The sequence below is a fragment of the Amycolatopsis pretoriensis genome, from assembly GCF_900107925.1.
Taxonomy (GTDB): Bacteria; Actinomycetota; Actinomycetes; order Mycobacteriales; family Pseudonocardiaceae; genus Amycolatopsis; species Amycolatopsis pretoriensis.
The window spans coordinates 609945-636844 of record NZ_FNUJ01000004.1 but is presented as its reverse complement, the minus strand read 5'-3'; the positions used below and the strand labels follow the sequence as shown (position 1 = coordinate 636844).

The following is a 26900-nucleotide window of genomic DNA, read 5'->3' as shown; positions in this document are numbered from 1 at the left end:
TGGTGCAATCAAATTTTCTGTGAGCCCGGTCTCGCGCCTCGTTTGACAGCTTTCGCGACGACCGTCACCTCGGCGGAAGGGACATCGAGGCTGGTCACGAAGCCGTAGAGGGCCGCGAGGTCCCGGCACCAGACGGCGGCCATCAGGTTCGTGACACCGGTCGTGGCGAGGGTGCCGTGGACCATCGGGTGCGTCGCGAGCGTTCGCCCGACCTCGTCGAGCCGGCCGGGCGGGACGGTCATCCAGACGTTGGCGTCGATTTCCAGGCCCAGCGCCCTGACGTCGATGTTCGCGTAGGTGCGTAGGCGACCGGCCGCGGTCAGCCGCTCGATCCTCCGGCGGACCGTCGACTCCGGCGCTTCTCCGGCCAGCTCACCGGGACCGAGCCGGGCATCGGCGGTCAGCCGGTCCAGGAGGCGCCGGGCGAGCTCGTCGAGAGTGACGTCCTCGCCGGGCGGCGGCGGAGCCAGCGCCGCGACCTCGTCGGAGGTGAGCAGGCCGGTTCGCCACTGCGTCGCGTCGGAGAAGACGTGCAGGATCGAGTGCGCGCGCAGCTCGGTGACCGCGGAGGTCGACGGCAGCGCGTCGTGCACGAGCCGGCCGTCGACGCCGCCGAGCGCGACCGCGCTGATCTCCTCGCCGCCCGCGAGGATGTCGACGAAGAGGACGTCGTCGCGGGCGGCCAGGGCGTCGGCGATCACCGGCGTGCGGCCGCGGAGGACCTTGACTCGCAGGAGCATCGCGCCGCGGAGGCCGTGCGCGGGATTGGGTACGCAGACGACTTTCAGCCGCCCGTCGGCGCGGAGCCGGGCGATGACCCGGGTGACCGTGCGCGGCGAGAGATCGAGGACCTCGGCGATCCGGCCTGGTCCGGCGCGGCCGTCGACCTGCAGAGCCGAGGCAACGCGCTGTTCGATTTCGGTCATCAGTAACGCCATGGAGTCCAGTTTCGCTCACTTCAGGACACTGGAGTACCCGGTAGAACCATCCGGGCCAGATCCTGAGTGCATGCTGACATCCGTGATCGACATCGTGGAAACCCTGGCCGCTGACGTCCGCGCACCGGAACGGCCGCCCGCGTCCCTCGAAGAGCTCGGCGAAACCTTCTCCGCCATCGACGACCCCTTGGCGGCGAACCTCCGGTCGGCACTGGCCGAGGTAAGACCCGGAGCCGGCTGGGCCGGCGAGTTCGAAGACCTCCCGGCGGGCGAAGTCTGGGTCGTCGACGCCCTGGACGGTGCCGTTCAGCTCCTCCAAGGCCTGCCGCAGTACTGCGTCACCGTCACGCTGCTCCGCGACGGTGAGCCCGAGCTGGCCGTCCTGCATTCACCGAACCTGAACGAGACCTACGCGGCCCAGAAGGGCGACGGCGCCACCAGGAACGGAAAGCCGATCGAGCCGTCACGCAAGCAGAACCTGGACGCGGCGGTAGCGGCGACCAGCCAGCCGCCGTTCGTCACCGGGCAGCCGGGCGTGGCCGAGGCCGCCGGGCGGTCGCTGACCGCGGTGCTCGGCGAAGTCGCCGCCGTCCGAAATCTCGGCCCGACCTCCTGGCAGGTCGCCGACGTCGCCGCCGGGCGGCTCGACTTCTTCTGGCAGTACGGCACCGACGCCACCAACCTCGCCGGCGCCGCGCTGATCGCCCGCGAAGCCGGTGCGGTCGTCACCACCGCCGACGGCGCCCCGTGGACGCCGTCGGCCGGCAGTTTCCTCGCCGCCGCGCCACCACTCCACGCGGCAGCGCTGAAAACCCTGCGTCAGGCCGAGTAGCCCGGGATCGGGAACGGCGCCAGGAACTCGCGGATCTCCGCGGCGATCGTGTCGAGCGCGGACTCGTCGGACGCGGCCGCCGCGGTGATCGTGCGGTCGATCCAGGCCGCCACCTCGACCTGGTGCTCCGGGCGCAGGCCGCGGGTCGTGATCGCGGACGTCCCGAGGCGGATGCCCGACGGGTCGAACGGCTTGCGCGGGTCGAACGGCACCGTGTTGTAGTTCAGCTCGATGCCCGCGCGATCGAGGGCCTGCGCGGCCGGCTTGCCCGCCACGCCCTTGTTCGTCAGGTCGATCAGCAGCAGGTGGTTGTCCGTGCCGCCGGACACGAGGTCGTACCCGCAGGCGAGCAACGCGTCGGCCAGCGCCCGGGCGTTCGCGACGATCGTGTGCGCGTAGTCGCTGAACGACGGCTGCTGCGCCTCCCCGAGCGCGACCGCGATCGCCGCCGTCGTGTGGTTGTGCGGGCCGCCCTGCAGCCCCGGGAACACCGCCTTGTCGACGGCCTTCGCGTGCTCGGCGTCCGAAAGGATCATCGCGCCGCGCGGGCCGCGCAGGGTCTTGTGCGTGGTCGTCGTGATGACCTGCGCGTGCCCGACCGGCGACGGGTGCGCACCACCCGCGACCAGACCCGCGATGTGCGCGATGTCGGCGACGAGCACCGCGTCCACCTCGCGCGCGATCTCGGCGAACGCCGGGAAGTCGATCGTGCGCGGGATCGCCGTACCACCGGCGAAGATCAGCTTCGGCCGGTGCTGACGCGCGAGGTCGCGAACCTGGTCGAGGTCGACGCGGCCGGTCTCCTTCGCGACGCCGTAGCGCACCGGGGTGAACCACTTGCCGGTCGCGGAGACGCTCCAGCCGTGCGTGAGGTGGCCGCCGTCCGGCAGCGCCATGCCGAGCACGGTGTCGCCCGGCTGCGCGAACGCCAGGTACACGGCCAGGTTCGCCGGAGACCCGGAATACGGCTGGACGTTCGCGTGCTCGGCGCCGAACACCGCCTTCGCCCGTTCGATCGCCAGCTGCTCGACCTGGTCGATGAACTGCTGGCCCTCGTAGTAGCGCTTGCCCGCGTACCCCTCGGAGTACTTGTTCGTGAGCACCGTGCCGGTCGCCTCGAGCACGGCCTGCGAGACGTAGTTCTCCGACGCGATCAGGCGGATCTTGTCGTGCTGGCGCTTCGCCTCGTCCTCGACGAGCCCGGCGATGGCGGGGTCGGCGGCGGCGAGTGCGTTCAGTTTCGGCTGGTGTGTCATGGCGTACTCCGGCTCTGGAGTGGCCTTCACCCAGGCGCGCGGTGCCGGCCTCGTCGTCGCTTCCCGGTGGTGCTCCACCTCGATGGCGCCAGTCGCTGCTGCGCGGGAAAGCTTAGTCCACCGCGCTTGCGGCTCGACGGTGTTCGGCACACCACTTGCGGGTGCACCCCGAGGTGCGGTCGCAGAACGGCCGGCCGAATTCTTGCGGACCGTCACTTTCACGTGAAAGCGACCACCTGGGCGCGGAGCTTTCACGTGAAAGCTCCGCGCCGTCGGGACAAGGTGGCGCCACCGTGTTCTCGTCCGGTGCCCCCATGCGATCTCGTTTCGTATGCTCAGTCGACGACCACGACGCCCATGGACCGGGCCGTGCCCGCGATCGTGCGCATCGCCATGTCGACGTCTGAGGTGTTGAGGTCCGGCAGCTTCCGCTCGGCGATCTCGCGCAGCTGCTCCTTGGTGATCTTCCCGGCGACCTCGTGTCCGGGACGCGAAGACCCCTTGTCCCCCAGCGCCTTCTTGATGAGGAACGACGTCGGGGGCGTCTTGAGCCGCAGCGCGAACGAGCGGTCCTCGAACACCGAGACGACCACCGGCACGATGTCGCCGCGCTGGGCCGCCGTCGCCGCGTCGTAGGCCTTCTTGATCTCGACGAGGTTGACCCCGGTCTGCCCCAGCATCTTGCCGAGGTCGACGACCGGGGCGTTGCCCGCGCTGAGTTCGAGCGTGACCTGGTGGGTGAGTTTCTTCGGAGCCATGCCCCGAAGCTAAACTCTCCAGTTACTGGAGAGTCAATCCAGCGCTTCGACGCCGGTCTTGTGCCGCTTCGCCAGGTCCTGGTAGACCGCCGCGTTGTGCTCGACCCACAGGCGCGCCGAGTCCGTCAGCGGGACGAACTTCTTCGCCGGGCTGCCCATCGCGACCACCTCGGACGGCACCTCCGTCCCCGGCGTCACGGTCGCGCCGGCCGCGACCAGCGTCCGCGCGCCGATCTTCGCGTCGTCCAGGACGGTCGAGCCGTTGCCGATCAGCGCCTGCTCGCCGACCGTGCAGTCGTGCACCAGGCACTGGTGGCCGACGGTGACGTTCTTGCCGATCTCGCACACCTTGCCGACGTTGACGTGCACGACCGAGTTGTCCTGGATGTTCGCGCCCTCGCGGACGACGATCTTGCCGAAGTCCGCGCGCAGCACGGCGCCGTACCAGATCGAGGCGTCCTTCTCGACGACGACGTCGCCGATGAGGGTGGCGGTGGGGGCGATGAAGGCGTCCGGGTGGACCTGCGGGCTGCGCCCTTCGAACGAGAACTGAGGCATGCCCAGACCCTAAACCGCCCCCCTGCGCTCAGCCGGTGATAGCCGCGTTGATCAGGATGTCGACGGCCTGGTCGTTGCGCGTGGTCTGCGGCACGATCTGGGTGTCCCGCGGGTAGAAGCCGGGGCTGCCGCCCTTCGGGTACATCTCGAAGGTGAAGCTCCAGATCTTGTGCGTCGCCCACATCCAGTCGTTGACGCTGCCGTCGGTGATGTAGAGGTCACTGGACTGTTCCGGCGTGTAGCCGTTGGTCGCGGCCATCTGCCGGCCGAGGTTCTCGAACTTCGTCGCCTCGGCCGCGGTGAGCCCGGGCGCGGTCCGGTCGTAGGTGTAGCCGAACGGCCAGAGCACCAGCTCGGAGTAGGTGTGGAAGTCGATGTGCGTCTTGATCTGCTGGACGCCGCCGACCACGCGGGAGTTCACCCAGTTCGAGACGGCGCGGGTCTCGGGCGCGGAGAAAGCCGCCGTGCCGCGGTAGGTCTCGCTGGACGTCGAGCCCGACGAGCCGCCGCAGCAGCCCCACTTGTAGCCCCAGTTGCGGTTGGTGTCGGTGCCGGGGCCCTGGCGGTTCTTGCGCCAGCTGTGGAACGTGCCGCCGGAGATGTCGTACTCGGAGCCGTCCGGGTTGACGCTCGGGACGACCCAGATCTCGGTGCTGTCGACGAGCCGCTTGATCGCGCTGTTCGTGGCGTACCCGCTGGTCAGCTGCTGCACGATGTGCAGGCACATCTCGGTCGTGAGGTGCTCGCGCGCGTGCTGGTTGCAGGTGAAGAGCACCTCGGGCTCGTTCTCGTCGGTCGCGGCGTTGTCGGAGATCTTGATCAGCGAAAGCGCGCGGCCCTCGTACGACGTCCCGGCGCTGCCCAGCTTCGTCAGCGACGGGTAGTTCGCGACGGCTTTCTGCAGCTCGGTCTGCGTTTCGGCGTAGGTGTGATAGCCGGTGTAGCCGGCCGGGAAGTCTTCGACGGTCGCCGCGGTCCGCGGCCGGTTGACCGCGCCGAGCGCCTTGACGCCGAAGCCGAGCGCGCGCAGCTGGGCGGCTTCGCCCGGGTTGGCGATGACGGTCGTCGTGCCGTTCGTGCTGTCGAGGATGTCGGCGCCGGTCCGGGCGACTTCGGTGCGTTGCTGGGCCGTGCCGGTGCCGGTCACCTCGTAGACCTGGGGGCCCGCGGGCTGGGCACCGGCCACGCCGCCGGTGGTGAGCATCAAGAGGGCGGCCGCGGCCGCCGCCAGGCACGTTCGTGGGCGCATAGCGTCTCCTGCTCTCGGGGGTCTCTCGACCCTGGCCGGAGCCGGACGTACCGCGCAATCCGTACGTCTACGGATCTAAAGGGCGTTGCTAGCCGTAGTTGGCGAAGCAGAGCGCCTCGATGTCGCCGCGCAGCGCGGCAAACGGCCGAGGGCGCACCCGCTGCTGGACGACCGTGCCGAGCAGGTACGACAGGAGCGCGCGGGCCCGGGCGCGCGGGTCGTCGACGTCCAGCGGCGCGAGGAGCTCGGCCAGCAGCTCGGTGAGCGACGTGAGCATGGCGTCGATGGCCTGCGGGTGCTGCGCGCGGCCGGCGGCGATCCAGTACTCGAACCAGAGGAACGCCGCGTTGGGGTTGGCGGCGAAGACGCTCAGGTACTCCTCGAGGACGGCGAAGAGGCGCTTGCGCGGGTCGGTGTGCTTCTCGGCGACCTCGCGCAGCCCCGCGGCGAAGGCGGTGATGTGCGCGGCCATCGCGCGGTCGATGAGGACGTCGATGTCGGCGAAGTAGTAGTGGATCGCGCTCTTGGTGAGCGGGCCGGCGTCGGCGATGGCCCGGACGGTGCACCCGGCGAGCCCGTCGCGGGCGAGGACGATCCGCGCGGCCTCGACGATCTGCTCCTGCTTGGCCAGCTGGTTCGGGGAGAGCCGGTCGCTGCGACCGGGGACTGCGCTCACGGTGATTCTCGTTACCTTCTGACTGGACGGCAGCCCCGAATCCTAGGGCAGACGTCCCGTGGATGACCTCCGGGTGAAAAACCGGATTGGCCACCCCGGTCCGCGCAGCGGACAATGCGCGGCATGGTGATCTCAGGGGACAAGGGGCTCAGCTCGGCAGCGCGCAGCCAGCTGGAGAAGGAAATCGCGAACCTGCGCGCGCAACGGGCCGCTCTCGCGCCGCAACCCGGCGAGCAGGAGCGCACCGGCGACGCGGCGGACCAGGCGGACGTGATCGACCGCGCGGAGGCGGCGGCAAGGCTCGACCGCCAGATCGCGGACCTCGCGGCGAAGATGGAGCACGGCGGCTACGGCAACTCCCAGCTCCCCGACGGCACGGTGGTGACCCTCAGGTTCTCGGACGGCGACGAAGAGACGTTCCAGGTGGTGACGGTCCCCGGCGAAGACGCGGACGCGATCACCTCGGACAGCCCGCTGGGTTTGGCCCTGGTCGGCGCGAAGGCGGGCGACGAGATCACCTACCGAACCCCCCGCGGCGAAGCGAAGTCCACCGTGGTCAAGGTGACGGCCCCGAAGTAAGTCCCCCTGCTCATCCGAAGGCCCTCAGCCACAAGCTGGGGGCCTTCGCTCGTCTTGAGGTGCCCCGACCGGGTGGTCTCACTTCTTGGCGATCCGCGAAAAGAGCTCGAGCGTGCGGTCGAACAACGTCCGTCCGGTGCCCAGTTCGCCCAGCGCGCTGAGCAACGCGACCAGGAGCCAGGCCCAGAGAATCGTCCACACGGGCCCGGCGACGTCCTTCGGCGGGGAGACGCCGAACAGGTCGAGCGCGTAAAAGGCGCCGAGCGGCAAGACTCCGATGAGAACCGTCCGCAGGAAGCCGAGCAGCAGGGTGAGCCGGGTCTGCAAGCTGATGGCGCCGCGGAGGGGCTCGACCGGGAGCTCGTCCAGCCGACCGGACATCAGCGTCTCCGCGAGCGCGCACATCCGCTCCTGGTAGTCGGCGCGGGTCGTCTTCGCGGGCAGGGTGACCCAGACCCCTAGCACCTCGACCGTCTGCGCGGCGAGTGCGCACCGGTGCTTCAGGACCGAACGCGCCAGCCGGTTCGACGGCCGCACGGACTTCCACAGCGCCACCTTGAGGATCACCGCCAGCTTCGCCATCTGCCGGACGAGCTCCCGCCGGTTGTCCGGGTGCAGGAACGGCTCGTCCGCCGCCGACATCGCGATGGACTGGAACAGCAGGCGCAGGCTCTGCGAGCGGGGAAACGCCAACAGCCGATAACGTTGCGCGTACAGGGCGACCGGCCAGCCGAGGACCACGGCGGCCACCAAAAGCCCGGTGGTGAGGACGCCTTCGACCACCGCGAAAGCCAGCGCGCCGGGGATGGCGCCGGCGCCGACAAGCGCACGCACCGGCCCTGTTCCGGCGAATTCGCCGTAGACGATCAGGCCGGCCGCGACCGTCACCGCGACCAAGTACAAGCCCACGAAGACAAGCTGGAGCGACGGCAGGCGCGACAGCAGCCAGGCGACCACCATCATCGGCGCGGCAACGAGCACATAGCCACCCATACCCGCGAAGATCATCACGGCCGCGTTGGAGTGGTTGCCGAAGTACTCGCCGACACCCACCCAGAACGCGAACAACACGACGAGCCCCGCGATGAAGCCCGCGAACTGGAAGCGGCTGGTCGACAGCTCCTGCCGTGCCAAGGTCCGGTACACGGCCCGGTGTTCGCCCGCGATGACGTCGGGTCGATGACCGCGTCGCGCGAAGGCCTCGACGACCGAGTCCCGGCCGCGAACCTGCTCCTCGGTGATCGACCTGGTCTCGGTGAAGGTGAACCCAAGCCAGCCCGCCCGCCACGACTCCCGCGCCGAAGCGACCTTCTCCGCAACCCATTCGACGCCCCGCAGCCACATGAGGCGAGTCGACCATCGAGCACCGGGCCTGCTGTTCCACCCAACGGCTGAACCTGCGGAACTTTCTCGTCGGCGGCGGCCACCCACTTAGTCACCCGCCAGACGAGTCAGGCCCCACCCGAAGACTCTCGGATGGGGCCTGACCTGCGGAGCCGCCTAGGGGAATCGAACCCCTGACCTATTCATTACGAGCGGAATTCGTCACTTGTTGACCTCAACGACAGGGCTTTGACCTGCACGTTCAGTATCCCCAAGTGTCCGTGGACATCCGTCGCTTGCCACCCTGATTGTCACTCGCTTCGTCACTCAGCAAGCGCCGACGAGGCTGGATCGCGGATGCACCCGCTCCACGCGTGACACCACACGGCATCTACCCCCTCGGGCAAGCTCGCTTCCGCTCCGGCAGATCGTTGCAATCGGCAGCCACGGGCCTCTACACACCTCAGAGGCATCGCGACATACTCAAAATGCCAGGTCAGAGCAATGCACCGGACAGGGCAAGCCATGCTGCCTATCATCGACTCCTGACCAGAAGAGCAAGCCGCACGGTGGAGGGGACCCGATACCTATATATGGGTGCCTCGCGTAGTGAAACCGCAAACCGCCGATGGTGAGGCTCTCCCGCGGCGATTGGGTCGCGCTCGGCCGCGCAGCGATCCTCGACCTGCTCGCGGAGCAGCACGCGGCGCCGCTGGTCGAGCTCGAGGCACGGATCTGCGATCGCTCGTGGAAGGACCGACACAACCCGATCGACCCGCACCTACTCACCATCGCCCGCAAGGAACTGCTAGCCGAGGGCCTCGTCGACGAACTTGTCGCCACCACCCGCGGTGGTGGCGACGTCGCCGTCTTCCACCTGAGCCCGGTCCAGCGCGGCATGGCACGCCGGATCTCCGACGCGGCCGCGCGGAAGCGGCTGCTGATCGCCCGCTGGAAAAGCTGGTCCCGCGGCACCCAGCACATGCCGAACCTCATCGGCGCCGGCGGCGAGGCCGTCGTCCACCAGTCCCTGCTCACCTCCGCCGCCTACGGCTACCGGGTCCTGCAGCCCACACGCGGTGAAGTCGCCACCATCTACGAACAGCCCGTCCCCGGCGGGCCGCTCGACAACGCCGCCTGGCTGCTGACAATGGACCCGCGCACCCAGATGCCTGGCGACCCCTACCTTGTACCGATCGAGGTCAAGAACGTCCGGCACACCCTCTACCCCAACCACTGGGAGAGCTACCAGCTGCTACACAAAGCCGCCGGCCTCGCCAACTCCCACCCCCGGTACCCGGTGCTGCCCATCCTCATCTGTCGAAAAGCTCACTACCGCGCCCGCCAGCTCGCGAAGGATCTCGGCTTCCTGATCTTCGAAACCCACGACCAGTACGTCCTGCCCAGCGAACGCCTCCAGCTCGACCATGTCGAGGAAGTCCGTGCCGAACTCGGCTTCGCCGACCTCACCGTCACCGACCAAGCCAATCCACGCCTCGTCGATTGGCTCTCCGGCACCGTCCACCGAGAGGCACCGAAATTCGCAACCCGCTGGATGGACTTCGGCCGCCACCACATCGGCATCTATGCGGCACTGCGCGACGAACGCCTGCGTTGGCGCCAGCGCACCCCATGGCTCGAAGCCCTCCATGCCGCAGTCGAAGCCAACTTCGACACCGCCGGAGGCTGGGCGCCCTCTGAGGAGGACGAACCCGGCTTGATGTAGACCGGTTGACCCGGTGGACGTCCACCGAGACATCCGACGCCATGGGGCGATTGTTAGGTAGGTCGGCAGGCGCCAGCGAGCGCCGACCTGTGAGAACGACGCTTGACTTCGCAGGGACCCCGTACTTCGTACCAGGTCCTCCAGAGGATCAGAGCCCAACCGGCGCCCGCCACCGTCAAGGACGTCGGACAGTAACGAAAAGATAACATCTCGCCACGGAGGGGTAGTTCGACACGACAGCGGTACGTTTCTGTCAGTGGTTCCGCACATGATGTCAGCAGGAGTTCGACGAGCCGGGAGGGGGCAGCGATGACCGTTGAAGTGATCAAGGTGTCGACCGATCAGCTGCGCAGGGATCGCGAGCAGCTGCTTCGCGACCTTCGGATCACCGAGGATGACTTGCGCAGCCGAGTGACCGGCGAGCTGGCGACGAGCGACGAGCGCGCAGCACTGGAACGACTCAAGGAGATTGCCTTCTTGCTTGGCGAGGACGAGTGACAGCTGACCTCCACGAGGAAAGCGTCAAGTTCGCGCAGCAGATACAAGATCTGCTCGACGCGGTCCTGCCGATGTCGGAAGCAGAAGACCAGGAAGTTCGAAAACTCAAGGTAATCGAACACGAGGACAGCTATGCCATCCGACCAGGAACCCTGCAAAAGGTCGGCGCAGTCTGGCTTACGAAAGGTGGGGATCATGTCGCAGATCTCCACCTTTCGTACTTGTGCGCCCTCGACCGCAGTCGAGGGTTCCTAGCTGTTCGGAAGTCAAAGTTTCAACTGACTTCCGCTCGCCCGAAAGAGGGGCCACCCCTCTTTCGGCTGGATTTCGACAACAAAGCCCACACCGTGCCTGCTGCCCACTGGAACGTGAACGGTGAACGCGGAGCCACCTCGGTGCTACTTGCCCGGTGCAACCCCGATCACGTCGGCTTGCTTTCACAGGTACACCTGCCCGTCGGCGGCGTCAGATATCGCCCATGCCTAGAAGATTTCTTGGACTTGCTACTGACGGAGTTCAAATTTGACCGCAACCCAGCATGGCAAGACCGAATCGAGGATGGCCGCGAAAGCTGGCGACGCCTACAGACACGTGCAATCGTGCGCGACTCACCTGAGGACGCAGCAGAAGTGTTGGCCAAACTTGGCTATTCAGTAACACCTCCCGATAGCGGCCACACTGCCACCAATCTCGAAGCCTTACGTTGCCGCTAGCGTCAACACCTTGTCGGTGGCCTCTGAGCGTGGCTGCGTCGCGTCACGAATGCAGCGCAGCTGCGTATGCGGCGCCGGGGGACTCGATCGTACGGTTCCGCGTCGATTGAGGCCGTTCCCGTAGTTCCGGCACCATAGATCCCTATTCGACCACGCCGTAGTGGGTGGCGAGCGCAGCGAACTCCGACCCACGACGCCGTGTAGCTCGATCGACCAGACGACGCATCGTGGTCTTGCCGAGTGGCTGATAGCGCACCCAATCAGGGGCCAAATCGCGCGCCTCGGCGAGCCAGGCCAGCGCGTCTCGGTCGTGGCGAAGGTCAGCAGCTGCCGCCGCCAGGAGCAGACGATGGCCAGCTTCCCAGAACGCTGGAACATCGCCCGTGGTGTCAGGTACGGCGGCCGCCAGACGGAGGGCCTGTTCGGGGTCGCCTGACCTCGCCGCAAGCTCGACGTTCTGCAGCGCGGCGACGCGCGGACCGAAGATCGCGGCCTCCGAAGCCGTGTCTCCTCGTGACCGGATCGCAGGTGCGTGAGCAGCGGCGAGAAGGTCCTGAGCTCGGCCGGCACTCCCAGTACGCAGCGCTGCGGTTGCCGCGTTGAACAGCAGGTTGCCGAACACACCAGCGCGCACCGGGTCGCGGTCGAGCATCCGCGGTTCGATCGCGGCCGCGGCCTGCGTAGCGACGCGCTCTGCGTCCTCATCGCGGCCTTGACGAACTAGCGTCCACGCCAGGTAGCGCAGCGAAATTGCCGCCTCGACCTCCGGAGTGTCCGACTCGGCCGCGGCCTCGATCGCCCGCGCCGCGGCGGTGTATGCCAAGTCGTCGAAGCCGAGTCGGCCCGCGATGCCGGCGCCGAGCCGGTACGCGGTCGACAAGACGCGGTGCGCGCCGGCGCGCTCCTCGTCGCGGGTGTCGCGGACGCCCCGACGAGCGTCGGCAAGGACGACCGGCAGCGCGTGCAGCAGCTCGGCATGGCGCCCATCGACGTACGCCCTCCAAGCAGCGTGCGCGCTGGCTGTGAGTTCTGGGAGCGGCAGCAGCTCGCGGGTGTCGGCCAGGTCCTCAAGACCGGGAATGGACGCATCCGCGGTGATCGCCCGACGGAGCGGAGCCACGTCGACATCGCGGGAGTGCGGCGCCGGCATCGTGCCGAGCAGCGCATCGACCGGGACGCCGAGCGCGGCCGCGAGCTTGCGGAGGGTAGCGGGGCGGCTGGTCGTCCGAGTGCCCTGCTCGATACGCGCCACGGTGTCGACGCCGACCGAGGCGGCCTCGGCGAGGCCCTCTTGAGAGAAGTCGCGGGCTTTGCGGATGCGCGTCAGGTTCTCGGCGAGCGGGTTGTGAGCGGTCATCCGTCCTCCGGCTGTGTGCACGCAGTAACCAGACTACTGCGCTATGCGCCTGCCGTCCTCACATATCAGCAGCTCACCGGCGCGCGCGGCGTCGAGGGCAACCGCCATCACAGCAGGCATTGAAAGCTACCGCCGGCGACGACTGGCACGACCAGGCACTCGTGTTCGCAACCAACGTCGGCACCGAACGGGACGTCAACAACGTCCGACGAGACTTCCGCCGGGTGATCAAGGCGGCCGGGCTCAACTCGGCGGAGTGGACGCCCCGGGAGCTACGGCACAGCTTCGTCTCGATCCTATCGGACGGCGGAATGCCGATCGAGGAGATCTCGCGGCTGGTCGGGCACAGCAGCACCGCCGTGACGGAGCTGGTCTACCGGAAGCAGATCCGGCCGGTAGTCGAGTCGGGTGCCATCGCGATGGACCGGCTCTTTCCCGGAACGAGTGAAACTGCAGAACGTTCGCCGTCAGCCGACCAAGCGCCTTAGCCATTACGACACGAGCCAGGCTCCCGCCCGTTAGCTCGGGCGGGAGCCTGGCTCGTACGCACTACGCCAAGCCACAGCACTACGACGCCGGAGAGTTCTAAGGCGCCGCGGTTGACGCGACTCACTTGTGCAGCAACAGGCAAGAAGCCCCAATCGAATTTGATCAACCCTGACTCGTTACGCTACCGACTTATTTGGCTTCATTTACCCGCCGAGCAGAGACCGCAGCTTGCTCAGAGTGTCGGTACATCTGGGTGCGGCATCGCGCGAAAATCCTCAGTCTCAGCTTCACTCCCCGGTTGCTCACCGAGCAAAAGCCTAAGGTTCGACAGAGCGTCGGTATTACCTGCGGCGACGGCCTCGCGGAAAAACTCCTCAGCCTCCACCTCACGACCTGCCTGCCCGGCAAGCAGAACACCAAGGTTATTCAGCGCGTCCGTATGACCTGCGTCGATAGCGTCGCGATAGGCGAGTTCGGCCTCAGGCTCACGCCCTGGCTCCTGGGCGAGCAGAAGACCCAGATTGGCCAGAGCTCTGCTGCTACCAGCGGCGGCAGCCTCGCGGAAAAATTTCTCAGCTTCAGCCTCACGTCCCGACTGCTCAGCGAGCAGAAGACCCAGGTAATTCAAGGCGTTGGTGTCGCCTGCGGCGACGGCCTCGCGGAAAAACTCCTCAGCCTCAGACTTTCGACCTGTCTGCCCGCCGAGCAGGACACCCAGGTTGAACAGAGCGTCGGTATTACCTGCGGCGACGGCCTCGCGGAAAAACTCCTCAGCTTCAACCTCACGACCTGCCTGCCCGCCGAGCAGAACACCCAGGTCGTCCAGGACCCTGGTGTTACCTGCGGCGACAGCCTCGCGAAAGACATGCTCAGCCTCAGCCTCACGCCCTGACTGCTCAGCGAGCAGGACACCGAGGTTGCTCAGGGACCTGGTGTCACCAGCAGCCACAGCCTCCCGAAAGATCTCCTCAGCCTCAGCCTCACGTCCCGACTGCTCAGCGAGCAGAACACCCAGGTTGTTCAGGGCCCTGGTGTCGCCAACGGCGACAGCCTCGCGAAAGACATGCTCAACCTCAGCCTCACGCCTGGGCTGCTTACTTAGCAGCAGACCCAGGTTGAACAAAGCCTTGGTCTCACCTGACGTAACAGCATCACGCAAGACCTCCTCAGCCTCAGCCTCATGCCCGGGCCGCTTACTTAGCAGCAGACCCAGGTTGAACAAAGCCTTGGTCTCACCTGATGCAACAGCATCACGCAAGACCTTCTCAGCCTCAGCCTCACGCCCCACCTGGCCGGCGAGCAGAACTCCTAGATTGTTAAGAGCTCCGGTGTTACCTGCGGCGACGACCTCGCGAAAAACGTCCTCGGCCTCAGCCTCGCGCCCGGGCCACTTACTTAGCAAAGTTCCTAGATTGAACAAAGCCTTAGCCTCACCAGCGGCGACAGCATCACGCAAGACCCCCTCAGCCTCAGCCTCACGCCCCACCTGGCCGCCGAGCAAAATACCGAGATTGGTTAAAGCCTTATTGGTACCCTCAGCGAAAGCACCACGCAGAACCGCCTCAGCCTCAGCCTCACGCCCCGGCTGCTTACTTAACCAAGTTCCCAGGTTGAACGGAGCCTTGGAGTCACCTGAGGCAACAGCGTCGCGCAGGGCCTCCTCGGCCTCAGCCTCACGACCAGCCTGCCCGGCGAGCAGAATACCCAGGTTGTTCAGGGCCCTGGTGTCGCCTGCGGCGATAGCGTCGCGGAAGACCTGCTCAGCCTCAGCCTCACGTCCGGGCTGCTGGTCAAGCACGATTCCGAGGTAAAAAAGCGCTTTTGGATCGGAGGTCGCACCGGAGATAAAAGCCTGCTCGGCGATGTCATAACGGCTGGCGAAATAGGCGCTAGCGCCTATGCGGAAGTTTTGCGTAGGGGTGAGCGCGGCAGTGAGGACGGACCAGGTTCTGTCTCTCACGGGACCAGTGAGTGGTGCGGTTGAGTCCGCGTGGGCTTGCTGGGCGCGGTCGAGCAGGTAGTCGGAAGCAAGGTAATGCTGGTCAGAGGTCGGTTGCAGACAGGAACTGGCGCCGAGGACCCGCCGGGTCGCCCAGTGCAACCCAACGTCAAGCGAGGGCAGGTCAGCACGGTCCCGCCAGACGGACGGCAGAAATTCGGTGTGCAGGTCGGCCAGGAGCGCGACGGGCACAGGATCGTGGTGTCCAGCGCGACGGCAGTCGACGGCTGCGCTGATTAGGGCTTGGCCACGGACGAACTCAGGTGATTCGCCAGTACTCCAGCGGTCCATCATCGCAGCTCCAGCAGCCAGGTACTCAGCGAATCCTTCGCGCGCCGCTACGGCGCGTCTGACCCGGGCGTCACGTTCACCGACCTGCGCAGCGCGGGTTCGCTCGGTGTCGGTGAGCGCCGCGGCAACTCTGATTCGCCGGCGTCCGCGGACCCCGGCGAGGACCTCTACCGCAGCCTGATCGATACCTGTACTGGTGTCAGCGATTGAGCGAGTAGCGGCGTGGGCGTGGAGGGCTAGTTGCTCATCGCGCATCGTTGCGACCATCGCAATCCCAGTACCCCCGGGCGGGCATAGCCGCTGCAGCAGCCCGACGTCAAGGCCCTCGGCGCCAAGGTAGCGTTCCAGGTCGTCGAGCCAGATCACCGTCTCCGACAAGTCCACGCCGGCGTCGGCGATTTCCCGCAGTGCAGGGCCGCCGTTCGGAACGAGCAACTTGTGGTTGGGTCGCAGCCGGCGCAGTGCCTCGGCCGCGGCCCGGGATTTCCCCACCGCGGCTGGGCCGTGCAGCAGCACGATCCCTCCGGCGTGGATAGCCCATTCCAAGTCCTCATCGATGTCCCGGGCGACATAAGGGGGCAGATCGGAGCCGTCCTCAGCGTGGGTGTCGATCGCAGGCTTCACCCGCAGATCAAGCAAGCCGACCGCCGACACCGGCGGCAGCTCACCATCGACCAGGTGCAGCGCTCGCCCCACCAAGGGACTTGGGGCCCGTTCGGCCAATGTAGGTTGTAAGTTAGCTGATCGGCCGCGCATCCATCGCCACAACCCGGGCGCGCCCAGGGCCAAAGTAGCCACGATTCCCGCGGGCCAACTCAGCCCCTCTAGAACGTTGCGTACCGGATGCTGATCGGCCAGCAGCCAGCCCGGAAGACCGAACGTTCCCACCGCCCAGATCGCCGCCGCCACAACTCCGAACACCGCTGCGACTCGCGGCCACCGGCGAGACCTCACTTCAGTTCCTTGCACCTCACCCGCGCCTCCGCTCGGTCATTGCTCGCCACCCTTACAGTCGCGCGCGACTGCAGTTCTGATACCAACGCTGCGTAGTGGCGACGCTACGCACAAGACGCCTCCGTGCGTCCAGGTGGCGCGCCTACCCCCCAGTCGAGTTCGAGGTACTGGTACCTCCGCGGTTGCTCCGGCGGATCCGAGCGACCGGCGACTGACCGGATTTACCCGAAACGGGTGAACGGTCGGAACATCCTCCACCCACCGACCAGGCATCTATGTCACTCACTATGTCACCCACCGCACGGAACAGGCCCCACCCGAGGACTCTCGGATGGGGCCTGACCTGCGGAGCCGCCTAGGGGAATCGAACCCCTGACCTATTCATTACGAGTGTCTGTGATGTTGCTCACCATGTCTTCCATCAGGCACTTTGCGTGCGACCCACATGGCTACATGCGCTCGAAAGTCCTCGACCTGCCCCAGTTCGCAACACGACTGGCTACATGCGGACGAAGCAAAAGCGGAGACACCGTGACCGAACTATCGATCGAGCGCCTGCGCAGAGCGTGAGCCTGGAGGCCGTCCAGGTGCAAGTCCAAGCTTGCACCCAAGCGTGTCGGCGAGCCGGCCCCCGATGCTAGCGCTACACCCTCCACGCGATGCACTACTTTCGCGTGGCCACCTGCGCGCCGACAAAGTCGGCAGCCATATCGAACATAAGTTCGAATATGTGAGGTATGCTGGCACGCGTGCAGAAGGGAGCAAGCCATGGCGGACAGTTCAGCCATCGAGTGGACCGAGGCGACCTGGAACCCAACCACTGGCTGTGACCGCGTCTCGCGAGGCTGCGATAACTGCTATGCCATGGCGATGGCGAAGCGCCTTAAGGCCATGGGGCAGCCGCGCTATCAGCTCGACGGAGACCCGCGCACGAGCGGCCCTGGGTTCGGAGTCAGCTGTCATCCCGACGCGCTCCAACTCCCGCTAACATGGCGAAAACCTCGTCTAGTATTCGTCAATTCAATGAGCGACCTATTTCACGCCAGAGTACCTGTCGAGTTCATTAAACAGGTATTCGACGTAATGTCACGCACCCCGCAACATACCTACCAAATACTCACAAAACGAGCGCGACGCCTACGGAAAATCGCACCCGAACTACCTTGGCCCGAAAACGTCTGGATGGGGGTCTCGGTCGAGAGCGCAGACGTGTCCGATCGCGTCAATGATCTCCGCTCAGTGCCGGCCGCCGTTCGGTTTTTATCCTGCGAGCCCCTACTTGGCCCCGTAAATAACCTTGAGCTCAACGATATTGATTGGGTCATAGCAGGCGGAGAAAGTGGGATAAATGCTCGACCGATGGACCCCAAATGGGTCTCCGACCTACGCGATATGTGCAGAAGCGACAATGTCGCATTCTTCTTCAAGCAGTGGGGCGGAAGAACCCCAAAGACCGGTGGTCGCCACTTAGACGGTAAGACCTGGGATGAAATGCCATCAAGGGCGACCATCTAGGGGAAGTCGATCGTCACACCGTCCGTAAACTGCTTCTTCCCCGGAGGGCGGTTCACGGTAATGATTTTTTCTTTCTCTAAAAGGCGAAGAACTGGGCGGACATGCGTCTCCCGATAAGGAGTTCGCAGAATTGCATGCCACTCTATGTAATCGACCGAAACACCCTTGGCTCCAGCGAAGCTAGAAAGCAAGTCTTCTCGAAGAGGCTGCAAGTTAGGTTCTGGCGTGAAGAGCACGTCCTTACCCGCAAGTCGATCCGAGAAGGTGAACCCGCCGCCTGGATCGACCTTCCACATGGCACTCTTCATCACCTTGACGCCCGCGCGATGCTTAGTCCCATGCAATAGGTAGTATCCGATATTTCCAGTGCTATTGATCATCGCAAATGACTGGACGTAGTCGAACTTTGCCTTTTCCTGCAACTGTCGCTCGTAGACGGCGCGAAGATATTCGACACGGTCACCCTGACCATCGTACCCGTCAAGAACCTCTCTCACGTCGATACCAAACAGGCTGCGCATCGCGTTCTCTTGGCCGTCACGCTCGATAAAACGTTGCACGTGGCCGACCATAAAGTTCACAAATACCTCAGTGTGCGGGTGATCGAGCAAGTTCGCCAGAAGATCCATCGGCAGACCGCTGTATCCGAACGGATCAACGAACGCAAAAGTAGGCGCTAGATTCTTCTTCTGCTCGCGCAGATAGTCAATCATCGCCGTCGCCGTCACGTCGAATTTGTCGTTAACGACGCTTACTTTTACATTCTTAGGCCACGGCGCACGCTCCGACTTGAACTTATCGATCTCTTGCTGAAGCGACTCGGCGTTGGCGTCGTTGGCTTCAACAAACAGGAATACAAATTCACGATCGCGCATCACTGGAAAGCTTCGATGATCTAATAGATGCCTGAGTGCAACTAGCGGTGACCCTTCAGAGCCGTCGTTATATCGACCACGACCGGCAAAACCGTCCAGAAATACGACCCGACCACTCCAGGATGCTAGAATCGGGAACCAACCGTCGAGGTAGCGACCCAGCATGTCGTGCTTCGCTTTTGTATGCGGGGGACAATCCCACTTGCCAGGATCATCATCGGCAGCCATTCCACGCTCCCCTCTATCGAGCGAATCTAGTCCTGCGACAGCCGAGCACCCCGCCCCGTCCATAACAGACCGACGACTTTAGGCGCCTTGGAGCAGGCACGCTAGGCTCGCAAGCAGAGATCACCCCACTGGCGGAATGATGACCCCAGCATTTCTTTGGGTGGCACCGCATCTGCGCAGATGGATAGCGACTTACAACGTCTACTGACGAATAGAGTCTGCGACGAGTCACTGAAAGTCACGACGACAGCGCAGCGTCAAGATAAGCTTGAACGGGCACATAAAACGGGTACGGAACGTACTCCGTCAGATTTTCACGTCCCGACCACGCGACCTCGACAAGTTCGTCGTCGTCGACGACGCTGGCGGCACCCTCAACTACGTCACACGCCACGTAAATCATAGTGCGACCCGTGTTCGGGTGGACGCGCTCACCGAGCACCTTGACCTCGGTCACCGTCAGCCCGGTCTCTTCCTGCGTCTCACGGACCGCTGCCTGGCTGCCCGTCTCTCCGGGCTCGACTTCGCCGGCCGGGAACTGCCACGACAAGCTGCCTTCCTTCACGCGGCGCTTGACGAGCAGAACCTTGCCGTCCTGCACGATGACGGCGGCCGCGATCGGGGGCCGCACCTCGTCCGAGCTCACTCCGGGACCTCCAAGGCTTCCAGTATCGGTGGAAAAATCTGCTGGGCCGGGATGAATCGCGTCAATTTCGACTTGTCGATCCAGACGACGCTGACATTCTCGACCACATCCATGTTCTGCGCATCCCCTGTCAGGTACTCACAAAGAACGTACTCGCAGAAAACGTGAGTGACCGGATGCAGTCGGCTGCCGAGCTTGCGCAGGACAGCACAGTGGACACCCGTCTCACCGAGTGTCTCCCGCACGGCCACCGTCTCGGGTGAAGCCCCGGGCTTGACCATGCCGGCCGGGAACTGCCACGAGATCCCTGCCCCGTCTTCTCCGCGTCGGCAGACGACCAGGACATCGGCGTCATTCACGACGACAGCCACCGCGACGCGGAGAGCCTGCGCGCTCGCCGCGTCCGTGTCGGCCGAGCTGTTCGCCGCCTCGAAGTACTGCGCGAAGCGCGCCTTGACCAGGTCCGGCGCCCGGCTCAACGCGGTGTCGAGAGCATCCTGTATCTCCGCGCGCGGCGTGACGCCGGACTTCGCATGCCAGGACGCGACCGTGCGGACGGCTACGCCGAGATGCTCCGCGAACGCCTCATTGCTCATGCGGAATGCGGCTTGGAGCGCACACGCGGTTTGACCGGTCCACGTGTTCACGAACTCCACGGGCAGCACCCCCGGAACTCACAAAGTGCACCGTTGATGCACTGCTTGTGCAGTGGACCTGCAGTGGTTGTGCATCGTTCGAGACGAGTGTTCGGCGTTGACTGAGAGGCATGGAAACCAGTCATCCGAACTCCTCAGCGGCGGCGCATTTCACGGTCGTTGGAAACGTGCTTGAGCATCGTTTCGACGTTAGCGTTTATCTCGTCGAGCCGCTCGTTCACGTCGCTCAATTGGTTGAGCCGGTCGGTGATCTCGCGCAGCTGGTGTTCGATCACGGCCAGCCGGCCCGGGATGTCATCGTCACCTCTGAGCACCGGCTCGCCCAGCTCAGGCGGCCGTCGGCCGGCCAGGACCGCGGCCAAGTGCCCGGCGTGCAGGTCGAGCGCGAGGGACAGCGCTTCAAGCGTGCGATCGCTCCGGCGTCGCTGAGCCGTGTTGTGCTGAATTTCGCGAACTGTCGCCTTGGAGACCTGCGAGCGCGCAATGAGCTCGCGCTGGCTGAGATCGAGCTCGGCCAAGCGCTGATTGATTGCTCTTGCGACTGCCGCCCAGTCTTCCGACACGTATCCCTCCGCGCTCCGCCTCGAAGGCGAGACTAGCGCGACGCGCGATTCCGCGTCCCACTCTCCGCTCTCATGCGGACGCATTCGGGCCTTCTATGCCTTCGCGGGATTAAATCATCCCGAATTCAAGCATTAAATAGCACTTCGATCAAAGGGTTCTCTCATGGATACCAATCCGAACGTCGGACCGACGTTCTACACAGTCGGGGAAGTGGCGCGCATCCTGCGCGTCAACCCGGTGACGCTGTACCGCGCCATCCGGGACGACGCCTTCCCCGCAGTCCGCATCCGCACTCGCTACGTCGTGCCTGCTGCCGCCCTCAACGAACTGATTGCCGAGGTCACGGCGTCGGGCGGCTGTGTCGACCTTGCCGACTTGATCGCCAAGCGCCGGATGGAGCGCGAGGCCCACCAGGCGACGGGAGGTGCGTCGTGGTGAGCCAAGACAACTTCAAGGAGATCGCTGCCTACCTCGATCGGTACGCCATCGTGCCGGAAGGCGTGCTCGCCGAGGTGGTGACCCGAGACGGCCTGTGCTTCTGGGCGTTCGACCGCTCGGAGATGCCCACATTGACCGGCGAAGACAACCCCGACCGCGAACTGGCCGCTCGGTTGTGTGCCGGGTGCCCGGTAATGAGCGAGTGCCTCGAACTCGAACTGCGATCCGCCGGCGCCAACACCGTTGGAGTCTGGGGTGCGCTGCCCGAGTCCGACCGGCGGGCCGTCTACCAGGCCTGGCGCGAACGCCGGGCCGGTCGTGGGCGGGGTGAGCAGCGATGACCGTCAACCTGACTCCGGCTCAGATGCTCGCCGGGCTCGGTGCCCTGCTCGTCTTGTTCGCGGTCTCGCGATTCGGTGCGCGCAAGGCACACCGTGCCGCCGACGCGGCCCGCGCATCCGCACGGGTCGTGTCGCTGGCCGGACGTGTCCTGTTCACAGGTGCCGCGTTCACGGGGATTCAGTGGCTGGTGATCACGCATCCTGGCAATCCGACGCTGCTGCTCGTGGTGCTCGGCGTGCCGGACCTGATCGCCGCCCACGTACTCACCCGGGCCCTGACAGTCACGTCGATGGACACCACCAGGCGTCACGGCGGTGGTCGGCGATGACGAAACTCCGAGGGTTGGAAGGGGTGGCCGCCGCTGGGCGGCCACCTGCCCCGGCCAGTGCGCAGAGGCTTGCCGCTGACGCGGCCGACGCGGCGGCTGTGCGTCGCTGGAAGGACCATCCCGACGTGATCGCCCTGCAGGTCGAGCGCGTCAGGTCTCAGGTGGACAGACTCTGCTGGTCCGGGATCGTGCTCGGCTTGGCGTTCACCATGGCCAACGTTCAGTGGTTCGCTGCTGCCGGCTCGGACCCGTGGTCGCTGCCGTGGCTGGCAGCTTGGCTGCTCGATCCCACGGTGTCGTTGGTTCTGCTGGCGATCCTGCGGGCGGAGCAGGTGACCGCGCGGTACCAGGTCCACACGGGCCGGTGGGTTCGCGTGGCGAAGTGGCTGGCACTAGGCGCCACCTACGTCATGAACACCTGGGCGTCGTTCGCGGCCGGTTCGCTAGCCGGGGTCGTGCTGCACTCGGTGCCGCCCCTGATCGTGTTCGCCGCAACGGAGGCAATCACGGATCTCCGCGACAAGCTCACCGAAGCTGTGAATGTGGCGTTCACGGTGGCCGTCGACCACGCCGAACCGGAGGTTCATCAGTCGACGCCCGCCAGCCAGCAGAGGACTCGCCAGACGACAGGTCGGCGCAAGTTGTTCGCCGACTATCTCGCCGACGCCCGGACTGCCTGGTCGGCTGGCACGGCCGTCACGCCGGCGTGGGTTCGCCAGGTGACGGGCTGCTCGCGTGGGCTGTCACCTCGGCTTGCTGCCGCCCTTGCGGCGGAACTCGGCACCGGGGAGGCCAGTCATGAACGCTGACAACGGCGTCTCCGTGAACGGTGCAACGGTCTCCTCTCGGAGTGAGCCCGGCGAGGTCGAGCACGTGGGACCGGTGCTGGACGGCGAACTGATCGACGACACGTTGCCGCAACCGCGTCGCCGGACAGCGCGCCACCGGTTCCGACGATGGTGGCTGCACTCGCCAAGGGTGCCGCTATGGCTCAAGAGCAAGCCGCAGGCAACGCAGGCTGCCAAGGACGCGGTCGCGGCGGTGCTCCGGTCGCCGTGGCGCTACCTCGGCGCGGTGGTGCGCGGAGCGGTGGTCGGCGTCCGGTGGTGGCGGCGTTGGGTTCGAGTTGCCGACTACCGGACGGCGGCGGAGGAGTCCGAGAAGCTGGCCGACAAGTTCACGGAGATCCGGGAACTGACGCTGTTCCGCTGGAAGGTCACCGGCGCTGTGCTCGCCGCTGCCGCGCTGGCAGTCGCGGTGGTCGATCTCGTTTACGGGGCCGATCCTCTGTGGATCGCCGGGGCCACAGTGTCGGCGGCGCTGGCGGTTCTCGGGCGGCGGAAAGACGGCAGTCCGGGCCGCAAGCCCGCGTTGGCGGGCCCGCGGACGCTGACGTGGACGATGGACCCGCAGGTCCTGGTGGACGCGTTCCGGGACGCGAAGCTGATCGGCAAGGACGAGTCGTTGCGGCTGGTCGAGCGGGCCACGCGGATCGGCGACGGTTGGGCGGTCACGGTCGACTTGCCCGCAACCCGCAAGGCTGCCGACGTGGTCAAGAATCGGGACGCGCTGGCGTCGGCGCTGGCGGTCGATGAGGTGCAACTCATCGTCGAGCGCGTCCGTGGCAACGGCGGGCATGCAGGGCGAGTAGCGATGTGGGTCGCGGATGAGGACCCCTACGCGTCACCAGCCCTGCGGACGCCGTTGCTCGGGGTCTCTCGGTGGGATGCGTGGCGGCCAGTGCCGTTCGGTCGCGACGCCCGGGACCGGCGGATCGACCTGCCGTTGGTGTGGACCTCGCTGCTGGTCGGGGCTATCCCTCGCCAAGGGAAGACGTTCGCCGCCCGGCTCGCGGCGGCCGGGCTGATCCTGGACGCCTGGGTCCGGCTGTACGTGGCGGACTTCAAGGCTGGGAAGGACTGGGACGCCGCCGGCCAGGTCGCGCACCGGTTCATGTCCGGCGACGAAACCGAACACGTCCTGGCCTTGGTCGATTGGCTCGTGGAGTTGGTCGGCGAGGTCCAGGGCCGGTTCCGCCGCATGCGAGATCTGGACGACCTGACGTGTCCCGAATCCAAGGTGACCCCGGACATGTCCCGGGACGGAACCCTGAACATGCCGATCACGGCCGTGTTCATCGACGAAGTACAGGTGCCGTTGGAAGACCGGACGCCGGTGACGGTGCAAGGGAAGAAGCTCACTGCGGGCGAGTACGTCGGCAAGTTGCTGACGTGGCTGGCCAAGAAGGGACCGGCGGCCGGCATCGTGCTCGTCGTCGCGACGCAGCGGCCGGACTCGAAGACCATCCCGTCCGGACTGCGAGCGGTGCTCGGCTCTCGGTTCGCGTTGCGGGTGATGGACTGGCGCGACTCCAACATCGTGCTCGGCGAGCAGATGAACACTCGCGGCTTCGACTCGTCTCGACTGCTGCCGTCCCACAAGGGCGTCGGCATCCTCCGCCCGGACGGCGACACCGCCGCCGGGGCCGACGTCCTCGCGATGACCGTCCGGACCTACTACATGCCGAACGAAGATTGGCAGACCATCTGTCAGCAGGGCCGGGCCCTACGGGAAGCGGCGGGGACGCTCTCCGGGCACGCCGCCGGGCAGGACTCCCGCCCTACGCTCGACCACGCAGCTGTGGCACGCGCCATCGGGTCGAGCCGCACGGAAGCGGCGACGGTGGCGGCTGAACGAGTCGAGCTGCCCGAACCGCTCGCGGCAGTCGTCGAGTACCTCGGCGACGACCTCGAAGAGGGTGGCCGGGACTTCGTGCCGACCGCCGAGCTGGTCGAGTCGCTCGACGTCGAGCCGACGGCGTTCGGGAGGCAAATGGGCGACTACGGATGCCGTCCTGAGCGGTTCCGGGTGCCCGGCGAGGACGGCCGGACGAAGCAAGTACGCGGCTACTCGACGGCCGACGTTCGGGCTGCTGTCGACGCCGTGGCTGTGGGCAAGCTAGATCCCGGGGGCGGGGAGGACGACCCGTAACCCGTCTCGGTACCCGTCACGCCGTCTCAAGCGGCGTGACGGGTATCAGCCGTAATTGGCCTGCGGAAACATGGCTGGTGACGGGTGAGACGGGCACAGCGAGACCCGTCTTACTTCGTCCTGCCAGGTGGTCATGGGCCGGGTTCCGAGACGTCGCCAGCCCGGCGTCACACTTCGTCGCGCTGGCCGGCTCCTATCGCGGCCAGCCTGCCGGCGCGAGACACCACGGCTTGCAGCGCCTTCAGATGGTTGACGAGCCGCCTGCTGCCTTCGCGCGTCAGGCACGCCTGAAGTTCTCGCCCGCGCGTCCGCGTCTGCACGATCCCTGCTTTGCGCAGCTTGGCCAGCTGCCTTGAAAGGTTCGGCGAAGCGATGTCCAGAGCGGTGATGATGAAGCCGCACGTGCACCACTGGCGCTCGGACAGCAACGTCACGATGTACAGACGAGTCGGTGCGAGCAACAGCGGTTCAAGATCCATGCTGGAGTTGGCGATCGGAATCGGCCGGCCCCGCTCCACCACCACGGAGGTCGGTTCCTGGCCGGGAGCGCGACGTAGGCATGGCTCACAGGGCATCCCCTGTAGACGGTCGAGCCGCTCAAGCTCTCCGCGACCGAAAGAAGAGCCGCAGAGCGCGGTCAACTGCTCCGGTGCGCCGTCATCGAGCAGCACTTCGAACAGGTGCACCACCCTGCTGGATTCGCCGACCGCGCCGGGCAACGAACGACCGAGGAGCAGACGCGCGTTCATCGGCCGTCCGCCGCTCGCCGAGCCTCCATGTTGGCCGATCGCTGCCGATGGCCGCACTTTCGGCACGCGGCTGCCCAGTTCGGTGACGGGACGCGTCCGCGCCCGACGCTGTCCCGGTCGTGCCGCAGCGGGAACCGCTGCCCTTCCTCGCACCACGGCGTGAGCAGGTAGACGTCATAGTCGGCGAGCTGGTCCAGCCGGTAGCAGTGAAGGCCATCGATGAACCAACGCCATTCGTATGCCTCGGCCCGCGAGACGACGCGGCCAAGCCGCCGGACCGGACGCTCGGCGACCACAGTCACCAGCTCGGCCTGTGCTCAGCGTCGAAGGCACTCAAGGCTGCTTCGGCCTCGGTCCAGTCCTGCTCAGTCATGTCCGCCATCGACCTCGGCGACGGCACGTCCAGATCTATCTCGTTAAGCCGGTTCCCACTTGTGTCGAACTGCGATCCGCCGCACCAGTACGTCAGGCGTTTCCCGTCGTTCAGCCCCATCGCTCCCGAGCCCTTCACCTTCACCTAGGGTCAATATTGACCTTCATGTAAGAATGAAATGAGTCTCAGTTTGAGCTGGTCAGCAGGCCAGGACAGGGACACGACTTGCGGAAGCCATGAGGACGACCCGGGAGCGAAGATGCGGGACTTGGACGGGGAACAGCCGGCATCCCGGACGTTGCTCGAACAGCTGATCCGGGAACGGCGCCAGACCTTCGAGGAGTTCGCCGAGTTCGCCGAGACGTTCGCTCGCGAGCACGACGAGCCCGGCACGCTCAGCGTTCGACACCTCAGCCGCCTCGTCGCTGGCGCCCATCCGGACGGTCGGCCGCTGGGCGCCGTCCGCCCGGCCACGGCTCGCCTCTTGGAACACATTTTCGGGCTGAGCATCGATGAACTGCTAGCGCCGCTCGACCGGCTGACCGCGACCGCGCTCCAGCCGCTACGCGTCGCGATTGCCGTGGTCGTCCGGGGCTCAGAAGTGCTCATCGTCTGCCGCCGAGCCGAGGACGCGAACGGCCTCGACTGGCAGTTTCCCGCTGGCGTCGTCAAACCAGGCGGTCGCCCGGCCGTGATCGCCGTGCGGGAGACCCTGGCCGAAACCGACGTCCATTGCATCGTGACGCGCAAGCTCGGCACTCGCCTACACCCGACGACCGGCGTGCTGTGCGAGTACGTCCTGTGCGACTACGTGGCAGGTGAGGCGCGCAACGTCGACGTCGTGGAGAACGTCGCGGCAATCTGGGTGGAGCGCGCCGACCTGACTCGGTTCGTACCCGCAGATCAGATCTACGGGCCAGTCTTGCGCGCCCTCGACATTCTTCCCACGCCAACGGCCTAGCGAGTTCGCGTCGACCGCGAAGCAGAAGGCCTTCGCAA

At 66.0% G+C, this 26900-nt stretch carries 29 protein-coding genes; 13 read left to right on the top strand and 16 right to left on the bottom strand.

What is annotated here, in order from left to right; translation table 11 throughout:
• Nucleotides 1-8: 8 nt before the first annotated feature.
• The gene (locus BLV96_RS20610; protein ID WP_244180352.1) at nt 9-926 is read right to left on the bottom strand and encodes an Lrp/AsnC family transcriptional regulator; all 918 of its coding nucleotides are present in this window, start codon (nt 924-926) and stop codon (nt 9-11) included.
• Between the two features lie 82 nt (nt 927-1008).
• Here BLV96_RS20610 and BLV96_RS20605 point away from each other — a divergent pair, with 82 nt between their 5' ends.
• Nucleotides 1009-1770, top strand: a complete 762-nt coding sequence (locus tag BLV96_RS20605; RefSeq protein WP_167379660.1) for an inositol monophosphatase family protein — start codon at nt 1009-1011, stop codon at nt 1768-1770.
• Here BLV96_RS20605 and BLV96_RS20600 read toward each other — a convergent pair.
• The 5 genes from BLV96_RS20600 to BLV96_RS20580 all read right to left on the bottom strand — a co-directional run bounded on the left by BLV96_RS20600 (nt 1758) and on the right by BLV96_RS20580 (nt 6267).
• A complete protein-coding gene (locus BLV96_RS20600) occupies nt 1758-3026 on the bottom strand; it encodes a serine hydroxymethyltransferase (RefSeq protein WP_086671394.1) in 1269 nt (422 codons plus the stop codon). The genes BLV96_RS20605 and BLV96_RS20600 overlap by 13 nt on opposite strands.
• A 335-nt stretch (nt 3027-3361) precedes the next feature.
• On the bottom strand, nt 3362-3784 hold the full coding sequence (gene rplK / locus BLV96_RS20595; protein ID WP_086671393.1) for a 50S ribosomal protein L11: 423 nt from the start codon (nt 3782-3784) through the stop codon (nt 3362-3364).
• A 33-nt stretch (nt 3785-3817) separates the two neighbouring features.
• A complete protein-coding gene (locus BLV96_RS20590; protein WP_086671391.1) occupies nt 3818-4342 on the bottom strand; it encodes a gamma carbonic anhydrase family protein in 525 nt (174 codons plus the stop codon).
• 28 nt (nt 4343-4370) lie between these two features.
• Nucleotides 4371-5573 carry a M14 family metallopeptidase gene (locus tag BLV96_RS20585; RefSeq protein WP_086671426.1) on the bottom strand — a complete coding sequence of 401 codons (1203 nt, stop codon included), beginning with the start codon at nt 5571-5573 and terminating at the stop codon, nt 4371-4373.
• Between the two features lie 106 nt (nt 5574-5679).
• Entirely contained in the window at nt 5680-6267 is a 588-nt protein-coding gene (locus tag BLV96_RS20580) for a TetR/AcrR family transcriptional regulator (protein WP_086671390.1), read from the bottom strand.
• A 123-nt stretch (nt 6268-6390) separates the two neighbouring features.
• Here BLV96_RS20580 and BLV96_RS20575 point away from each other — a divergent pair, with 123 nt between their 5' ends.
• Nucleotides 6391-6846, top strand: a complete 456-nt coding sequence (locus BLV96_RS20575) for a GreA/GreB family elongation factor (protein ID WP_086671423.1) — start codon at nt 6391-6393, stop codon at nt 6844-6846.
• A gap of 78 nt (nt 6847-6924) precedes the next feature.
• Here the strand turns inward: BLV96_RS20575 and BLV96_RS20570 are convergent, their stop codons facing one another.
• The gene (locus tag BLV96_RS20570) at nt 6925-8190 is read right to left on the bottom strand and encodes a hypothetical protein (protein ID WP_086671387.1); all 1266 of its coding nucleotides are present in this window, start codon (nt 8188-8190) and stop codon (nt 6925-6927) included.
• 610 nt (nt 8191-8800) lie between these two features.
• Between BLV96_RS20570 and BLV96_RS20565 the strand changes: the two genes are divergently transcribed.
• The 3 genes from BLV96_RS20565 to BLV96_RS20555 all read left to right on the top strand — a co-directional run bounded on the left by BLV96_RS20565 (nt 8801) and on the right by BLV96_RS20555 (nt 11106).
• A complete protein-coding gene (locus tag BLV96_RS20565; protein ID WP_143051002.1) occupies nt 8801-9895 on the top strand; it encodes a hypothetical protein in 1095 nt (364 codons plus the stop codon).
• Nucleotides 9896-10204: 309 nt separating this feature from the next.
• On the top strand, nt 10205-10393 hold the full coding sequence (locus BLV96_RS20560; RefSeq protein WP_086680911.1) for a hypothetical protein: 189 nt from the start codon (nt 10205-10207) through the stop codon (nt 10391-10393).
• Complete coding sequence (locus tag BLV96_RS20555) at nt 10390-11106, top strand: hypothetical protein (RefSeq protein WP_086680912.1); 717 nt, start codon at nt 10390-10392, stop codon at nt 11104-11106. The genes BLV96_RS20560 and BLV96_RS20555 overlap by 4 nt, the downstream gene beginning before the upstream one ends.
• Before the next feature lie 142 nt (nt 11107-11248).
• Here BLV96_RS20555 and BLV96_RS20550 read toward each other — a convergent pair whose 3' ends face one another.
• On the bottom strand, nt 11249-12463 hold the full coding sequence (locus BLV96_RS20550; protein WP_086680914.1) for a helix-turn-helix domain-containing protein: 1215 nt from the start codon (nt 12461-12463) through the stop codon (nt 11249-11251).
• Nucleotides 12464-12582: 119 nt separating this feature from the next.
• Here BLV96_RS20550 and BLV96_RS20545 point away from each other — a divergent pair, with 119 nt between their 5' ends.
• Complete coding sequence (locus BLV96_RS20545; RefSeq protein WP_158104211.1) at nt 12583-12951, top strand: tyrosine-type recombinase/integrase; 369 nt, start codon at nt 12583-12585, stop codon at nt 12949-12951.
• A 233-nt stretch (nt 12952-13184) separates the two neighbouring features.
• Here BLV96_RS20545 and BLV96_RS20540 read toward each other — a convergent pair whose 3' ends face one another.
• Nucleotides 13185-16151, bottom strand: coding sequence for a tetratricopeptide repeat protein (locus tag BLV96_RS20540; protein ID WP_091389393.1), 2967 nt, complete (start codon nt 16149-16151; stop codon nt 13185-13187).
• 813 nt (nt 16152-16964) lie between these two features.
• Between BLV96_RS20540 and BLV96_RS20535 the strand changes: the two genes are divergently transcribed.
• A complete protein-coding gene (locus tag BLV96_RS20535; protein WP_086680921.1) occupies nt 16965-17711 on the top strand; it encodes a DUF5131 family protein in 747 nt (248 codons plus the stop codon).
• Here the strand turns inward: BLV96_RS20535 and BLV96_RS20530 are convergent.
• The 4 genes from BLV96_RS20530 to BLV96_RS20515 form a co-directional block, all read right to left on the bottom strand.
• A complete protein-coding gene (locus tag BLV96_RS20530) occupies nt 17708-18814 on the bottom strand; it encodes a three-Cys-motif partner protein TcmP (protein ID WP_158104212.1) in 1107 nt (368 codons plus the stop codon). The genes BLV96_RS20535 and BLV96_RS20530 overlap by 4 nt on opposite strands.
• A gap of 238 nt (nt 18815-19052) precedes the next feature.
• Entirely contained in the window at nt 19053-19460 is a 408-nt protein-coding gene (locus tag BLV96_RS20525; RefSeq protein ID WP_086680925.1) for an NUDIX hydrolase, read from the bottom strand.
• Nucleotides 19457-20116, bottom strand: coding sequence for an NUDIX hydrolase (locus BLV96_RS20520; protein WP_086680954.1), 660 nt, complete (start codon nt 20114-20116; stop codon nt 19457-19459). Before BLV96_RS20520 ends, BLV96_RS20525 begins: the two co-directional genes overlap by 4 nt.
• 134 nt (nt 20117-20250) lie before the next feature.
• On the bottom strand, nt 20251-20679 hold the full coding sequence (locus BLV96_RS20515; RefSeq protein WP_086680928.1) for a transcriptional regulator: 429 nt from the start codon (nt 20677-20679) through the stop codon (nt 20251-20253).
• A 163-nt stretch (nt 20680-20842) separates the two neighbouring features.
• Here BLV96_RS20515 and BLV96_RS20510 point away from each other — a divergent pair, with 163 nt between their 5' ends.
• From BLV96_RS20510 to BLV96_RS20490, 5 genes are read left to right on the top strand one after another with little or no spacing between them, the layout of a single operon-like run.
• Complete coding sequence (locus BLV96_RS20510) at nt 20843-21118, top strand: helix-turn-helix domain-containing protein (RefSeq protein ID WP_086680930.1); 276 nt, start codon at nt 20843-20845, stop codon at nt 21116-21118.
• On the top strand, nt 21115-21459 hold the full coding sequence (locus tag BLV96_RS20505) for a WhiB family transcriptional regulator (RefSeq protein ID WP_086680956.1): 345 nt from the start codon (nt 21115-21117) through the stop codon (nt 21457-21459). Before BLV96_RS20510 ends, BLV96_RS20505 begins: the two co-directional genes overlap by 4 nt.
• Entirely contained in the window at nt 21456-21788 is a 333-nt protein-coding gene (locus BLV96_RS20500) for a hypothetical protein (RefSeq protein WP_086680932.1), read from the top strand. Before BLV96_RS20505 ends, BLV96_RS20500 begins: the two co-directional genes overlap by 4 nt.
• A complete protein-coding gene (locus BLV96_RS20495; protein ID WP_086680934.1) occupies nt 21785-22597 on the top strand; it encodes a hypothetical protein in 813 nt (270 codons plus the stop codon). The genes BLV96_RS20500 and BLV96_RS20495 overlap by 4 nt, the downstream gene beginning before the upstream one ends.
• Nucleotides 22587-24779 (top strand): FtsK/SpoIIIE domain-containing protein, encoded by a 2193-nt coding sequence (locus BLV96_RS20490; RefSeq protein WP_086680935.1) that lies wholly within the window; start codon nt 22587-22589, stop codon nt 24777-24779. The genes BLV96_RS20495 and BLV96_RS20490 overlap by 11 nt, the downstream gene beginning before the upstream one ends.
• Nucleotides 24780-24946: 167 nt before the next feature.
• On the opposite strand, the gene BLV96_RS51445 is transcribed toward BLV96_RS20490, so the two are convergent.
• Genes BLV96_RS51445 through BLV96_RS20480 form a run of 3 tightly spaced genes read right to left on the bottom strand, consistent with a single transcriptional unit; the run spans nt 24947 to nt 26045 of the window.
• Nucleotides 24947-25528 (bottom strand): ArsR family transcriptional regulator, encoded by a 582-nt coding sequence (locus BLV96_RS51445; RefSeq protein WP_086680938.1) that lies wholly within the window; start codon nt 25526-25528, stop codon nt 24947-24949.
• The gene (locus BLV96_RS49240; RefSeq protein WP_143051001.1) at nt 25525-25830 is read right to left on the bottom strand and encodes a hypothetical protein; all 306 of its coding nucleotides are present in this window, start codon (nt 25828-25830) and stop codon (nt 25525-25527) included. Before BLV96_RS49240 ends, BLV96_RS51445 begins: the two co-directional genes overlap by 4 nt.
• The gene (locus BLV96_RS20480; RefSeq protein ID WP_244180350.1) at nt 25827-26045 is read right to left on the bottom strand and encodes a hypothetical protein; all 219 of its coding nucleotides are present in this window, start codon (nt 26043-26045) and stop codon (nt 25827-25829) included. The genes BLV96_RS49240 and BLV96_RS20480 overlap by 4 nt, the downstream gene beginning before the upstream one ends.
• Nucleotides 26046-26160: 115 nt before the next feature.
• Between BLV96_RS20480 and BLV96_RS20475 the strand changes: the two genes are divergently transcribed.
• Nucleotides 26161-26862, top strand: a complete 702-nt coding sequence (locus BLV96_RS20475; protein ID WP_208608283.1) for an NUDIX hydrolase — start codon at nt 26161-26163, stop codon at nt 26860-26862.
• Nucleotides 26863-26900 lie beyond the last annotated feature (38 nt).